13 protein-coding genes are annotated in these 13,847 nt (G+C 51.4%); all 13 read right to left on the bottom strand.

Annotated elements, in window-relative coordinates; translation table 11 throughout:
* Positions 1–102: 102 nt before the first annotated feature.
* Positions 103–1,188: a tyrosine-protein phosphatase gene (locus HMPREF3027_RS00550; RefSeq protein ID WP_246830493.1), complete on the bottom strand. Its 1,086-nt coding sequence runs from the start codon at positions 1,186–1,188 to the stop codon at positions 103–105.
* 249 nt (positions 1,189–1,437) lie between these two features.
* On the bottom strand, positions 1,438–2,625 hold the full coding sequence (locus tag HMPREF3027_RS00545) for a THUMP-like domain-containing protein (RefSeq protein ID WP_070706344.1): 1,188 nt from the start codon (positions 2,623–2,625) through the stop codon (positions 1,438–1,440).
* Positions 2,625–3,611: a type I phosphomannose isomerase catalytic subunit gene (locus HMPREF3027_RS00540; RefSeq protein WP_070706343.1), complete on the bottom strand. Its 987-nt coding sequence runs from the start codon at positions 3,609–3,611 to the stop codon at positions 2,625–2,627. The genes HMPREF3027_RS00545 and HMPREF3027_RS00540 overlap by 1 nt, the downstream gene beginning before the upstream one ends.
* 42 nt (positions 3,612–3,653) lie before the next feature.
* The gene (locus HMPREF3027_RS00535) at positions 3,654–5,663 is read right to left on the bottom strand and encodes an alpha amylase C-terminal domain-containing protein (protein ID WP_070706342.1); all 2,010 of its coding nucleotides are present in this window, start codon (positions 5,661–5,663) and stop codon (positions 3,654–3,656) included.
* A gap of 37 nt (positions 5,664–5,700) precedes the next feature.
* Entirely contained in the window at positions 5,701–6,576 is an 876-nt protein-coding gene (locus HMPREF3027_RS00530) for a carbon-nitrogen hydrolase (protein ID WP_070706368.1), read from the bottom strand.
* Complete coding sequence (locus HMPREF3027_RS00525) at positions 6,536–7,666, bottom strand: agmatine deiminase family protein (RefSeq protein WP_070706341.1); 1,131 nt, start codon at positions 7,664–7,666, stop codon at positions 6,536–6,538. Before HMPREF3027_RS00525 ends, HMPREF3027_RS00530 begins: the two co-directional genes overlap by 41 nt.
* Positions 7,667–8,011: 345 nt before the next feature.
* The gene (locus HMPREF3027_RS00520; protein ID WP_070706340.1) at positions 8,012–9,013 is read right to left on the bottom strand and encodes an aspartate-semialdehyde dehydrogenase; all 1,002 of its coding nucleotides are present in this window, start codon (positions 9,011–9,013) and stop codon (positions 8,012–8,014) included.
* A gap of 31 nt (positions 9,014–9,044) precedes the next feature.
* Positions 9,045–9,710, bottom strand: a complete 666-nt coding sequence (gene ung, locus HMPREF3027_RS00515; protein ID WP_070706339.1) for a uracil-DNA glycosylase — start codon at positions 9,708–9,710, stop codon at positions 9,045–9,047.
* 6 nt (positions 9,711–9,716) lie between these two features.
* Positions 9,717–10,415: a DNA alkylation repair protein gene (locus tag HMPREF3027_RS00510; RefSeq protein ID WP_070706338.1), complete on the bottom strand. Its 699-nt coding sequence runs from the start codon at positions 10,413–10,415 to the stop codon at positions 9,717–9,719.
* Positions 10,415–11,428 (bottom strand): FAD:protein FMN transferase, encoded by a 1,014-nt coding sequence (locus HMPREF3027_RS00505; RefSeq protein WP_070706337.1) that lies wholly within the window; start codon positions 11,426–11,428, stop codon positions 10,415–10,417. Before HMPREF3027_RS00505 ends, HMPREF3027_RS00510 begins: the two co-directional genes overlap by 1 nt.
* The gene (locus HMPREF3027_RS00500; protein ID WP_371440863.1) at positions 11,415–12,383 is read right to left on the bottom strand and encodes a glycosyltransferase family 2 protein; all 969 of its coding nucleotides are present in this window, start codon (positions 12,381–12,383) and stop codon (positions 11,415–11,417) included. The genes HMPREF3027_RS00505 and HMPREF3027_RS00500 overlap by 14 nt, the downstream gene beginning before the upstream one ends.
* Positions 12,364–12,930 carry a DUF4199 domain-containing protein gene (locus HMPREF3027_RS00495; RefSeq protein WP_018028236.1) on the bottom strand — a complete coding sequence of 189 codons (567 nt, stop codon included), beginning with the start codon at positions 12,928–12,930 and terminating at the stop codon, positions 12,364–12,366. Before HMPREF3027_RS00495 ends, HMPREF3027_RS00500 begins: the two co-directional genes overlap by 20 nt.
* A gap of 136 nt (positions 12,931–13,066) precedes the next feature.
* Entirely contained in the window at positions 13,067–13,480 is a 414-nt protein-coding gene (locus HMPREF3027_RS00490) for a DUF1573 domain-containing protein (protein ID WP_018028235.1), read from the bottom strand.
* Positions 13,481–13,847 lie beyond the last annotated feature (367 nt).

Here is a 13,847-nt window from a genome sequence, read left to right as displayed (position 1 = left end):
GCACGGACCTCTGCCGAGGTCCTTACTCATAGACCCCCGCTAAAAACCATACGATAAGAACTTTCTAATGCGCAACCCCTGGGGTCCTTCCTCCCTACAGCATTAATAGAGGAGGATATTCCTTATTGTGGCCTGCTTACTTTCATCAAAGTGGAGGTAGTCGGTCAGATAGTTATTTATGGAGCCATACCTCCGCTCTATCTCGTCGATGAGTTCATTGATCTGGTTTGGTTCACACCTGAAGTACTCGGTCAGAGCCTCCTGCACACCCTGAGGCATAGTAAAGCCCTTCGGCTCCAATCTATTTGGGGGCAGATTGTCATTGCTCATCATATAATCCACGATGGCATCACTCTTGCTCACCCCTAGAATATGGTGAATCAAGAAGATCACAAACGCGACCCGATCCTTTCCCAGGTCATCACTCAAGAGGATAGGATACTTGGCGGGATTCGTCATCTCATTGAGGATAATTCGGAGTTGATTGGGATTATCAAACGCTATATTATAGAGTACCTCTCGGTGCATCCCCTTGATCTCCTCACTGCTCCGCTCCCCCTCATAAATCTTATCGATGAGATACTGGAAGTCTATCTCCTTATCAGGTTCCACCTGAATCTGCTCAATCGCCGACATTCCCATCTGCGGAGGATAGTTGGCTATCCTCGAAGGCGACATGATATATTGTGACCGTATTCCCAAAGTCCCAATGATTGGAATGTCCTGTTCAAAGCTTCGCCATAAGTCACCAGACCGATAGAGCATCCCCCACTTCATCTGCTCTCCACTAGCCGTCATATACCCCCCAGCGTCACGGAGATTGAGGATACCCACGGTAGGAATCACCCGACTCGTCACCACCCTCATGTCGCTATTATTAAAGACCAGCAAGAAGTAAGTGTGGCTGTAGCTACCCTCCGGACTATTATAGTGGTAAACCTCCTTTCGTATCTGCTCCACAGCGAGCGGCTGGTCGGGATATTTATTGGGGCTTTCCGAGGCATAGATGGCCACCTCACCATTCATTCCAGGATTGATTTGCCACTGAATGGTGTGATTACCCTTGGCATTTTGCCGCGAATAGGCATCGATATAATAAGCCTGCTTGGCACAAGAGGTCGTTGTCACGGCCACTACCAAGAGCATTCCCCAGAAATAGACTCTATTAATCACACTGTTTCTACACATATCATTCCTTACTTATCAACCACAAATATAAGGAATTAGAGAGAGTTGCCCCTCTTTAATTAGTTAAATCAAGTTACAAAGAGAATGTTGCACGAAGTGCCATTCTCACATATTTTCTAAAATATGCTGAGACTTTGACGAAGGATGAGATGCAAGGCGCTGAGGGTGAGGGTGCTGGGAGCGTACTCACGTACGTGACCGAGCCCGAATCCCGAAAGCAACGCAGCAGATCGCCTTCGTGCAATGTCTCTACAAAGTCGGCTCCACTCGCCTTGCGAGTACAAAATTTCGCTTTCCCGCTTCATCGGCATAAGCAAAGAGAAATAAGTCACCCCCCTCCTTCACCTTCAGCTGTCGTCTCAATTGATCTGTAGAGGTGGGGAGATTTTTAGCTTGCAGATGGAGTGGTTGGCGAGACACCTCCTTCAGCCACCGCTTCTCGCCTAGGTTGTGCTCTAGTATCTCAAAGGCACGACCGGGGAAGTCGGGAAGCAGCTCCTCCGAAAAGTAAAGATGGGTGTGACGAGCAGGATGCCAAACGGGATCGTCTAAGCCCAAACGCTCATACCCCACCTTGGCAAAGGCGGGGTAGAGGTCGTAGAGATACCGCCCCACCCGGCTATTAATCTCCACAGCTTGAGTAGTCTGCCCATCGGTGGTGCAAGTAATTGTACGCGTCCTACCTATCTCCACCACCGTGACACTCTGGGTAGCGGTAGGAGAAAAGTGCAATAAGAGCTCTTTTGCCTCACGCCTGAGCGATACGATGTGCGTATCAAAGGGGAAATGAAGTGCCCCCTCTAAATAGGCGAGATCGGCCATCGGGGAGAGCTTCACCAGCACTTCACTACTCGGCGATACAGCCAAGAGCTGAGGAAGCAACGTAGTGAGGTCTGGACGACTATCCTCCAAACGAAAAACCCTCGACCGGGCCGCAGAAGGGCGCCGATCGGGGTCTAGATAGATCAAGTCTGGCTGTAGCTCCTTTGCCAAAGCAAGCCCTTCCACCTCCGCAGCTCCAGTATGGCAACAGATATTACCACACCCCAAAGCCTTAAAGTTGTGGGCAGCCAGCTCGGCACGCTCCTGTGAGAGCTCTAGATAAGTGACCGCTTTTGCCACCTTGGCAAAGGCAAAGCTATCTGCTCCCATGCCACCGCTAAGATCCAGCACCGTCCCATCGGTCGGAACAAACTGGCTCTTGTAGGCAGCCGTCTCAGGACTAGAGGATTGCTCCACCACCACTGCTTCAGGGATAAAGACCTCTGGCACCGCATACCATTCAGGGTGCTTTAGCTTTAGCTTTTGCCGTGCTTGTATCGCCTTAAGTGCCGACGGAAAGTCCAAGTCTCCAGCATCGTTCCTACCACTAAGAGCCAGCTTTCGTACATCCTCCTCCCTATGTTTCCACACATAGGCGAGTAGTTCGTCATTCATCACTTTTCGTGGGGAATATAGGTCTCCAGCACCTTCGCCCCATTCGTCTCAATCGTTACCTGCTTCATCACGGCAGGGAGCAACAATAGTTTCCCCTTCCCAAGACGATAAGCACCATTAATAGTGATCTCCCCTTCGTCCACAAATAGGATAGTGAAAGAGTCACGACCGTCCAGATCCATTGCATAATCCTTCGTCAGTTGAAGCATACGGGTAGCGAAGTAGTTGCACTCTACCATCGATACCGGCTGGTCTTTCGTCTCACGGTCGTACGGCTCAGCCCCGTGCGTATTGAGTGAAAAGTCGATCACCTCTGCACCGTCCGCCACATGTAGCTCCCGCTTATTCCCCTCCTTGTCGGTTCGATTGAAGTCAAAAAGACGGTAGGTAATCTTACTCGCTTGCTGTATCTCTAGCAAAAGATTCCCCGCCCCAATCGTATGCACCTTTCCAGCTGGGAGGAAAAAGAGGTCGCCTGGGTGAGGAGTATGCGCCTCCAAGTAGCCCATCACTGCATCAGTCTGCACTAGCTCTGGCAACGCCTCCTTAGAGGTCTGCTTCTGCCAACCAGCATAGATCTTAGCTCCAGGCTCCGACTCTAGAAGATACCACATCTCCGTCTTGCCCCAGCTGTGGTGGCGCTTCTCGGCATAGGCATCATTTGGGTGCACCTGCACACTCAGATCCTGCTGTGAGTCAATCAACTTAATCAGCAGTGGGAACTTACCTCCGAAGCGGTCAAAGACCTGCTGTCCCAGCAAGTCAGCTCCATACTCCTGCGTCACTTCTATCAAGTCCTTTCCTGCCAAAGGTCCTTCCGCTACCACCGAGGCATCGCCCTCCATTGGCGATATCTCCCATGTTTCGCCGATATTTTCGGCTGGGGCTGGTCTCCCCTTGTATTGATAAATCTTATTCCCGCCCCAAATCGTCTGTTTGTACACTTCCCTAAATCGCAAGGGATAAAGCTCTACTCTTTCTTTCATTACCGTCTTAATTATTATCCAAAAAGCACTTCCCTCGCTCCCTTATTCTTCTCGCACCAGCACAAAAGCTGTACGGGCTGGGATATAAAGGCTTAGCCAGCCACGCCCTTCAAAGGTCAACTCATGGTCACAGAGCGTAAAGTGTGGCACCGAGAGATCCACTAGGTCATAACCCCCAAAGCGACGCTCATCACTACAGAAAAGCGTCCGATACTTCCCGGCTGGTGCTGGGAATCGGTAGTCCGCAAAGGAGTCGGTCGGATGGAAGTTGTAGACAAATAGATACTTACCACGCTCATAGACCAACACCTGATCCTCCCACTTATCCCAAAGCTGCACTAGTGGCAACTTGTGGAAGTCCTCTACCCCACGCACAAAGTCCACTAGTTCTCTATCAAAGTCACCCAACTGCTGATACTTCAAGAAGCCATTCTCCTCCAAGCTCCACTGGCGGCGTGCATACTTGTGGCTCCACCCATTCCCTTCACGTGGGAAATCAATCCACTCAGGGTGGCCAAACTCATTGCCCATAAAGTTGAGATACCCCCCATTCATCGTGGTCATCGTCACCATTCGGATCATCTTATGGAGAGCTACACCACGAGCCACGGCACTATTGTCGTCCGCCTTGTCCATGTGCCAGTACATCTCCTTATCGATCAGCCTAAATATCAGCGTCTTATCGCCCACTAAAGCTTGGTCGTGGCTCTCGGCATAGCTGATGCTCAGCTCGTCCTTACGACGATTGGTACACTCCCACCAGATAGAGCCAGGCCGCCACTCCTCATCGGGGCACTCCTTGATCAGCTTAATCCAAAAGTCGGGAATATTCATAGCCAGTCGGTAGTCGAAGCCATAGCCACCTGCCTCTACAGGCAAAGCAATACCTGGCATACCACTCACCTCCTCAGCAATCGTAATCGCATGTGGATAGTGCTCGTGGATCAACTTATTGGCGAGTGTGAGATAGGTAATCGCCTCCTCATTCTGTCCCCCATCATAGTAGTTTTGGTAGCTACAAAAGCTCCGCCCTAGCGCATGATCCTCATAGATCATCGAGGTAACTCCATCAAAGCGATAGCCATCGAAGCCATACTCATCGAGCCAATACTTGCAGTTGGAGAGCAAGAAGTGCAGCACCTCATTCTTACCATAGTCAAAGCACTTCGAGTCCCACTGACTATGCTCTCCTCTCGCCCCTTCGTGAAAAAACTGTGTCGACGTACCATCAAAACGAGCCAATCCCTCCACCTCATTCTTCACTGCGTGTGAATGAACCAAGTCCATAATCACCACCAGACCCATACTGTGAGCCGTATCAATCAGCTCCCGCAACTCATCGGGCGTACCGAAGCGTGATGAAGGGGCAAAGAAACTAGAGACATGATACCCAAAAGAACCATAGTAAGGGTGCTCCATAATCGCCATCAGCTGTACAGCGTTGTACCCTTTCTCCACAATCTTTGGCAATACCCGCTCCTGAAACTCACGATAGGTGCCTACCCGTTCCTCCTCCGTTGCCATACCGATATGCGCCTCATAGATCATCAGTGGCTCATGACCTAGTACCGCCCTCGGCGACTTCATCACATAGGGCTTATCGGGATCCCACACCGAGGCACTAAAGAGATGCGTCTCAGGATCCTGCACCACATACCTTGCCCAGGCCGGAATGCGCTCTCCTTCGCCACCGTCCCATACCATCAGCAGTTTGTAGTGGTCGCCGTGCTTCAAGGTCTCCTTGGGCAGTCTCAGCTCCCACACCCCATTCTCCAAGGGAGAAAAGGCAAATGCCTCGTCACGCTGCCACCCATTGCAATCGCCCAAAAGATAAAGTGCCGTTGCATTGGGAGCCCACTCCCGAAGTACCCACTCCGTTGGCTCCTTGTGGAGACCGAAGTAAAGATATCCTGAAGCAAAGCTATCAAGAGAAGCGTGCTCCTTGCCCAATAGCTGTTGCTCCTTTGCCATGGCCTCTTCGTGTCGTCTATTAAGGCACTCCTCGTAAGGGAGCAACCAGTGGTCCTGCTGTAGTATCTGTAGTTTTTTCATGATCCTAATTACCTAACTTTATTACCTCCTCCTAAGCTTAATCGCGATACCGCTTGGTGATGTCGCCATAGGCATCAATTCGGCGGTCACGAAGGAAGGGCCACCATCTCCGCACCTGCTCGCTACGCTCCATATCTACCTCCACCACACTCTCAGCCTCTGCATCGGTTGGCAAAAGCTCTAGCAGCTCGCCCTGGGGACCGGCCACGAAGGATTGCCCCCAAAAGGTGATGCCGCCAGTGACCCCCGAAGGGTCTGGCTCATATCCCACTCGGTTCACCGCCACTACTGGCAACCCATTTGCCACGGCGTGACCACGCTGCACAAGGGTCCACGCCTCACGCTGCCTTAGTTGCTCCTCAGGAGTATCGGTACTCTCCGTACCAATGGCGGTAGGATAGATCAATAAGTCGGCTCCAGCCAAAGCCATCAGACGAGCAGCCTCGGGATACCACTGATCCCAGCAAACCAGCACGCCAAGCCGACCCACCGAGGTCTCTATCGACTCAAAGCCGAGGTCGCCAGGGGTGAAGTAAAACTTCTCGTAGTAGGCGGGGTCATCAGGAATGTGCATCTTACGGTACTGCCCAGCAATAGAGCCATCCCGCTCCAGCACCACCGATGTATTGTGGTAAAGACCCGTCGCACGCTTCTCAAAGAGTGAAAGCACAAGCACCACTCCCGCCTCCTTAGCCACTTTGCCATAGAATTGGGTACTTGGTCCGGGGATCGTCTCCGCCTCATCGAAGCGATCGACACTCTCTACTTGGCAAAAGTAAAGCCCCTCGTGTAGCTCCTGAAGCACCACCAGTTCAGCTCCCTCACGTCCAAGCTTCAGGATTTTCTCTTTAAGTCTCCTTCTATTCTCCTCCCTATATGCCCCATTTTGTTGCTGTATGATTCCTACCTTCATCTTCATATATGTTGATAAAACCTTTCGGTACCTGCATCGTGATACAGTGGAGCGACCCATGCTGCTGCACCAAGGCACTACACTCTATCCCCACCACTTCATACTCTGGCATTGCCTCTTGGATAATCCTCAGCGCCTCTTCATCCTTCGGATCGCTGTAAATAGGCACTAGTACCGCCCCATTTACAATCAAGAAATTGGCATAAGTAGCCGGCAGAGGCTCCCCCATCTCATCCTCTATTGGCGAAGGGATAGGCAGAGGGATTAGTCGATACTTCTTTCCCTCGCTAGTCCTCAGTTTTTGGAGCTCCATCTCCAATTGCTTCAGCTTCTTAAATTGTTCATCCATAGGATTCTTCGTCGCACAATAGACAATTGTCTCATCATCTACCCAACGCGCCAAAGTATCGATATGCCCATCGGTATCATCGCCACTCATCGGCGTTATCCCCTCTAGCTCAAAGACCCTTTGTACCCCCATCTCCTCAGGGAAGTAGAGGTCCTGGCACTCCTTTGGATAGGAAGGGTTGCGATTCGCCTCCCGAAGCACCGAGTCGGTGGTCAAAAGCTCGCCACGACTATTCACATCAATCGCCCCACCCTCCAAGATGGTCTCAAGGCGATTGATATACCGTACACTCGAGTCGAAGAGCTTACGCTCAAAGAAGAGCTCACGCACCGCCTGATTATCCCGATTGCTGGCAAACTTCAAGCCCCAACCATTGAAACCAAAGTCATACGCCACGCGTTCCCCATTTTGCATACCAAAGAGGGGCATCACATCGCGCATCCATGTATCGTTAAGGGAAAAGTCAAAAAAGGGTATCAGACTATGACCCGAATCTCCCGACATCCAACGATTCATACAAACCATCGGAACATCCTGGAAATCATCTATCAAAAGCACTACATCGCTGTATTCCAATAGATGATCAATGATATCGATGTAGCATTCTTGTACCTCATCGAGATTATAGCCCCAATCCATCAAGACATCGGGCCACGCGAGGATCACTGCATCCACACGAGACCACTCAGGAATCAGTCCATTCCTCCTCCAACCTTCCAACCCAATCACTTGCTCACTCATATTATATATAGGCAAGAAAAAAACAAATACCCCCTCCCTGCTACAAATATAGCTATTTTCAGCGACACCCTACCCTGTCTCTCTCCAAACAAACAAAAGCACCCGACAGGGTGCCACTCAGCTAGCCCCCAGTCGAGGCTCGCAGAGCCGAAGACTGGGGGGGGGCCGGCACACCCCACCCACGACCCTTGCGGTCGCACCTGTATCGGCTTGTGCGACCACAAGGGTCGAATATTATTTTTGGACTCTCTTTCCCCCAGTCGTTCGGGGACTACCGTCCCCTCCGACTGGGGGCTAGCTGAATGGCACCCTCGCGGGTGCTTTGTAACCAGTCAAACTCTATACTTATCTATTGGCAACGAGGTACTCGGCGATCTGAATGGCATTGAGTGCGGCACCCTTGCGGATTTGGTCACCCACACACCAGAAAGCAATACCATTAGGATTGGTGAGATCCTTGCGGATTCGGCCTACATAGATATCATCTTTACCAGAAAGATAGAGTGGCATCGGATAGCTCTGTTCGCTTGGTTGGCCCATCAGCACCGCCCCCTTGGCGTGGCGGATAGCCTCTTGTACTTGCTCCACCGTTAGCGGTTGTTCTGTCTCCACCCAGATGGCTTCGGAGTGGGCTCTCAGCACCGGTACACGGACACAGGTAGCACTCACTTGGATAGGTTGCTCCATAATCTTCTGCGTCTCATTGATCATCTTCAACTCCTCCTTGGTATAGCCATTCTCAGTGAATTGATCCACCTGTGGAATAAGGTTAAAGAGCAATTGATAGGCAAACTTCTCTACCGTCAGCTCCTTCTCCTCAGCAAATTGATGGGTCTGCTCCAGCAGCTCCTCAATCCCCGACTGCCCGGCTCCACTCGCACTCTGATAGGTAGCGACGTGTACCTTGGTGATGGGCGAGAGGTCGTTGATTGCCTTTAGGGGCACCAACATCTGAATAGTGGTACAATTGGGGTTGGCAATGATCCGCTTGGGTGCCTCAAGTGCCCTCTTGGCATTGACCTCAGGCACCACCAGAGGCACCTCTTTATCCATACGGAAGGCACTTGAATTATCAATCATCAGCGTGCCGTGTTTGGTGATGGTCTCGGCAAATTCCAATGAGGTGCCACCGCCAGCCGAAACGAAGGCGATATCGATCCCCTTGAAGGCGTCGCCATGCTCCAACTGCTCCACCACTATCTCACGACCTCTGATGGTGTACTTCGTCCCGGCACTTCTCTTCGAACCGAATAGTCGGAGAGAGGTATATGGGAAGTGACGCTCCTCCAGTAGCTTGATCAACTCTTGTCCAACGGCACCTGAGGCGCCTACAATTGCAATATTCATATATGTGCTAGTTCTTTTACTTTAATGGTTATTACACCCATTGAATGGGCGTTATATGATGACTAATTAAGTAGAAATTGGTCTGCGAAAAGGGCTTTGAACCAAAGAACCCACGATAGGCAGAGAGGGGCGATGGGTGAGGTGCCTTAAGGATCTTATGCTTCGCCTCATCAATCATCCACGCTTTCCGCTGTGCGTCGGCGCCCCAAAGGATAAATACGATATTGGACCGCTGCTCGCTCAGTAGCTGAATCACCCGATCGGTGAGCCTTTGCCACCCCACGGCGAAGTGCGAGCGGGCTTGGTGTGCCTGAACGGTGAGGGTAGAATTGAGGAGCAACACTCCTTGCTCTGCCCAATGGGTGAGGTCGCCACTCTGCGGTGGCTTCTGCCCGAGGTCACTCTCCAGCTCCTTATATATATTCTGTAGGGAGGGAGGAAGGAGCACACCATTCGGCACCGAGAAGCTGAGCCCCATCGCTTGCCCTGGACCGTGGTAGGGGTCCTGCCCGAGTATCACCACCTTCACCTGGTCAAAGGGGGTGAGGTTGAAGGCATTGAAGATCAAAGGGGCCGGCGGATAGACCACACTGGTGGCATACGCCTGACGTACAATATTCGTGATCTGCTCAAAGTAAGGCTGATCAAAGTCGGGCTGTAGCACCTTTTGCCAAGAGGGGTGGATGGAGACGTTCATAGCTTTTTACTGCTGCTCTTGGGCTAGTTCGGTCAACTGTTGTGCCAACTCCTTGCTCACTCCTTCGCTCTTTGAAAGTAACTCGTTGCAAAGTGGGGTAAGGTCGATATCGGGACGCAACGACGCCACCTTTACCAACGCATGATAGATGACGCTACTACTATAGAAATCGGGTGCCACAAAGTCGGCCACAATCTGTGGGGTAGCCTGCTCTATCAAGGTGGCAGTAACGACCTCATCGCCTGCCAGATGATTGAGCAGCAGGTAGGGAAGGGTAGCTGAAGGGGTATGGCGATCGTACTTCCGCTCAAAGAGAGTGGAGAGTAGCTCCGCAGCAAAAGGGGCACGACGAAAGAGTCGGAAGACCAATTGCTCCGCCACTTCGAGTGTCTCCACTTCGTCTGCTAAGGTGAGTGCCTGCTCCATGGTAAGCGCGTCAACGGAGCGCATCATCAGAGAGAGGAGCTTCATCTCCCGTACCTTCTTATACCACATCAGGTCGGCCAACTCCTCCTCCTTTGGTAGCGACTTGGCCAGTTCTTGTAACCTTAGGAGATTGACCCCAAAGTTCACCTCATAATCCAATCCCATCTTACGCTGGTTGGTAGAGGTTTCGCCATCCATACCACGGCGTAGCTGTAGGCGGATCTGCTGTAGCGTCTCGTGCCACTTCCCCTCGATCGTCTCCTCAATACTCTTGCTCATCACTTTATCTCATGTAGTTCAAGCCCATTGTTATAGGTCTTCAGTGCCCCGGTAGCGTGGTCACTATAGATAAGGCAGACCTTAAGCTGTGGTTGCTGCTCAAGCAACTGTTTTCCTCTTTCCAGCCCCACCGCCATGAGTGCCGTTGCCCAGGCATCGGCCTCCATACAGGTAGGGGCCACCACCGTAGCACTCAGGATATCTTGGTGGGCGGGTCGACCGCTCAGCACATCAATAGTGTGTGCCACCTTTTTGCCCTCCACCACTTTGAAATTGCGGTAGTCGCCACTCGACGCCATTCCTTCGCCGTCACAGAGCTCCACCGAATAGGCCAGTTCGCTAATGGTCGAAGTGCTATCCTCGGTCGGTTTATTAATCCCCACTCTCCAGCAATGGCCATCGGGATTCACCCCTTTTGCCACGATCTCACCACCGATCTCCACCAGATAGTTGGTCACCCCATATCGCTCCAGTGTCGCCGCCACGAGGTCCACCACATACCCTTTGGAAAGGGAGGAGGGGTTGAGCGTCATCCTTGGATCGGCCTTGATGAGACTATCGCCCTGTAGCGTTAGCTTTTGCCACCCCACAAAGGTGGCAATGCTATCCAGCTCCGCATCGGTAGCCTGTCGTGTCACCCCTTTCTTGGTACCAAAGCCCCAGACGTCGAAGTAAGGGGCACCAGTGATATCGTACCGCCCGTCGGTGGCTCGGCTCACCTCTAGCGACTTAGCCACCACCGTGCGGAGCATCTCGTCCATCACCACGGCTTCATTGCGATTGATGCGGGAGATGAGTGTGGTGCTGTCAAAGGGGTTCAGCGAAGCATTGAAGGCGGTCATGATGCTATCGATCTGCTCGGTGAGCAACTCGGGTGCTTCGTAAGTGATATTATAAAGGGTATGGAAACGACTTCCACTCTCGTGGAAATACTCCATCTGCCCAGTGCCCTCCTGGCAACTCATCAGCATCAAAGCCACGAGTGGGAGGAGTAAATGCTCAAATCTCTTCATCGATGATATAATGATTGCGTGTAGGTGACTGACGAGCCAGGAGTTCGCCAATAAATCCAGCGAGAAATAGCTGTACGCCGAGGATGATGGCGACTAGGCAGACATAGAAATAGGGCAGATCGGTAATCAACCGTGCAGGGACACCACTCCGGAGGGCCACCAGCTTATGAACCGCTAGCACCACGAGAGCAATGAAACCAATGAGAAACATCACGCTACCCCAAAGCCCGAAGAAGTGCATCGGCTTCCGACCAAATCGTCCGGTAAACCAAAGTACCAATAGGTCGAGGTAGCCATTGACAAAGCGACTCATCCCAAACTTAGTATGCCCATACTTCCGTGGACGGTGCTGAACCACCTTTTCGCCAATCTTATGGAAGCCCGCCTGCTTCGCCATATAAGGCAAAAAGCGGTGCATATCATTATAGACCTCGATATTCTTCACCACCCGCCAGTGATAACTCTTCAATCCACAATTGAAGTCGTGCAGAGGAATGCCCGAGAAAAGCCGCACCGTAGCATTGAATAACTTGGTCGGAAGGGTCTTAGAGAGCGGATCATAACGCTTCTTCTTCCAGCCACTCACGAGGTCATACCCCTCCTCCTTGATCATACGGTAAAGCTCGGGAATCTCATCGGGAGAGTCTTGGAGATCGGCATCCATCGTGATCACCACCTCCCCACGAGACTTCGTAAAGCCTACCTGAAGGCCGGGCGACTTGCCATAATTGCGGTTGAAACTCACCGCCACCACGTGAGGGTCTTTGCTCCGTAGCTCCTTGATTACCTTCCACGAGCCATCGGTGCTCCCATCATTGATGAATAGGATCTCGTACGACACCCCCATTTTACTCACCACACGAGAGATCCACTCGTGTAGCTCTGGGAGCGACTCCTCCTCATTGAAGAGGGGAATCAGTATCGTCAGGTCCAGACTACATTTGTTCTCCTCCATTGGGTCGATTTCGCTTGATAAAGATACTCACTATATATATGTATAGAAGCCCTTGTACGATCATATTAAAGACCACCGTCCAGGCAATTCGCAACGGGGTAAGCCCTCTCAGCTGACTGAGTGCCTCCTGATACCCATCAATATCCTTAGTCATCTCCTGTAGCAAATTGAGCGACTCCTCCATCATCCCAATAAAGGTGGCATCCTTTAGGAGAAGCGAGAAGGCGACAAAATAGGCGAGAAATGCCACCATTAGCGATGCCAGATAGGTCCAAGAGAGATAGCTCGTCACCTCGAGATACCGTGCATAGCCACCTTTAGTAAGGTCTCTATACCGTGTCCCTACCTTATAAATAACGACTGGCACCGCTACAAAGCCAGCCACAAAAAGGAGCGTGGAGATAATCCCAAAGCGATAAAGCAAAAGCGCCAACGCCTGTACTATATAGCAACACCCAAGCCACAGCCCATCACGCCACGACTGCTCCCGGAGGTCTTGCATCACTGTCCCTGTCCCCTTTTCTATCTCTGGCTCCTGCCTATTCATTTCTCCTCACTAATGCTTCGTTGATATTATTATGCCAATGAACCCTCTTAGCCACCACAGAGTGGTACCAGAGGGTTCAAGCGTTATCTTATTTCATAGAGATCTCTTGCCCGATCGCCAAGGGCAAAGCGGCTTTTTATTGCACCACTTCACCCTTAATGGTGAGTACTAGCGGCCCCTTCTTGCCATTGCTGTAGACAGAAACAGTTTTTACAAAAGGGTAAACTCGTCCAGTAGGATTGTAAACCACCTTGATTTCACCGCTCTTACCAGGGGCAATTGGCTCCTTGGTAAACGTAGGGGTAGTACAACCACAAGAAGAGATCACACGGGTGATCACTAGAGGCGACTTGCCCTCGTTCTTCACCACAAAGACATGGCTCACATCGCCATCGCTCTCCTTGAATACCCCGAAGTCGTGCTCTGTCTCCTTGGCCACAATCTTAGCAGCGCTATCCTCCTGAGCAGAAGCCACCATCGGAAGTCCTATCAATAGGGTCATCATAATAAGTAGCGACCCGATTCTTTCCTTGATATTCATACTTTTCATATTCCTTTCCTTTCTCTTAAAATCCCTTTGCGACACCATAGCCACAAAGCTTATTCTTCAATGTTATGATGCTACAAACTCACTGAGGTTTAATACCTTCCACCTCATACCACCCGTAGCAATTCAACTGATAACTACCGCAAATCTACCATAATTCCCGCTAACTACATAAAAATAGCCGGGTTTACGCATTAGAAAGGGCTGTATGGCATTCAAAGGGGTGTCCATAGGAGAGAACTCCAGCCGAGGGCTCCCTCTGGGGTATTCTTCTTCCGACTTGTCCGACTCGTCCGACCTGTCCGATAAGGCACACCCACCCGAGAACCTCCGCACAGCACCCGACAGGGTGCCACTCAGCTAGCCCCCA

Origin of the sequence: Porphyromonas sp. HMSC077F02, from assembly GCF_001815465.1 — a bacterium.
In the GTDB taxonomy this organism is placed as follows: Bacteria; Bacteroidota; Bacteroidia; order Bacteroidales; family Porphyromonadaceae; genus Porphyromonas_A; species Porphyromonas_A somerae.
The sequence above is the reverse complement of the archived record's forward strand: the minus strand, read 5'-3'. Positions and strand labels throughout refer to the sequence as shown.

Coding starts and splice junctions, on each gene's coding strand:
- HMPREF3027_RS00550 (WP_246830493.1), bottom strand. CDS start 1,188: ATGTGTAGAAACAGTGTGATTAATAGAGTCTATTTCTGGGGAATGCTC.
- HMPREF3027_RS00545 (WP_070706344.1), bottom strand. CDS start 2,625: ATGAATGACGAACTACTCGCCTATGTGTGGAAACATAGGGAGGAGGAT.
- HMPREF3027_RS00540 (WP_070706343.1), bottom strand. CDS start 3,611: ATGAAAGAAAGAGTAGAGCTTTATCCCTTGCGATTTAGGGAAGTGTAC.
- HMPREF3027_RS00535 (WP_070706342.1), bottom strand. CDS start 5,663: ATGAAAAAACTACAGATACTACAGCAGGACCACTGGTTGCTCCCTTAC.
- HMPREF3027_RS00530 (WP_070706368.1), bottom strand. CDS start 6,576: ATGAAGGTAGGAATCATACAGCAACAAAATGGGGCATATAGGGAGGAG.
- HMPREF3027_RS00525 (WP_070706341.1), bottom strand. CDS start 7,666: ATGAGTGAGCAAGTGATTGGGTTGGAAGGTTGGAGGAGGAATGGACTG.
- HMPREF3027_RS00520 (WP_070706340.1), bottom strand. CDS start 9,013: ATGAATATTGCAATTGTAGGCGCCTCAGGTGCCGTTGGACAAGAGTTG.
- ung (WP_070706339.1), bottom strand. CDS start 9,710: ATGAACGTCTCCATCCACCCCTCTTGGCAAAAGGTGCTACAGCCCGAC.
- HMPREF3027_RS00510 (WP_070706338.1), bottom strand. CDS start 10,415: ATGAGCAAGAGTATTGAGGAGACGATCGAGGGGAAGTGGCACGAGACG.
- HMPREF3027_RS00505 (WP_070706337.1), bottom strand. CDS start 11,428: ATGAAGAGATTTGAGCATTTACTCCTCCCACTCGTGGCTTTGATGCTG.
- HMPREF3027_RS00500 (WP_371440863.1), bottom strand. CDS start 12,383: ATGGAGGAGAACAAATGTAGTCTGGACCTGACGATACTGATTCCCCTC.
- HMPREF3027_RS00495 (WP_018028236.1), bottom strand. CDS start 12,930: ATGAATAGGCAGGAGCCAGAGATAGAAAAGGGGACAGGGACAGTGATG.
- HMPREF3027_RS00490 (WP_018028235.1), bottom strand. CDS start 13,480: ATGAAAAGTATGAATATCAAGGAAAGAATCGGGTCGCTACTTATTATG.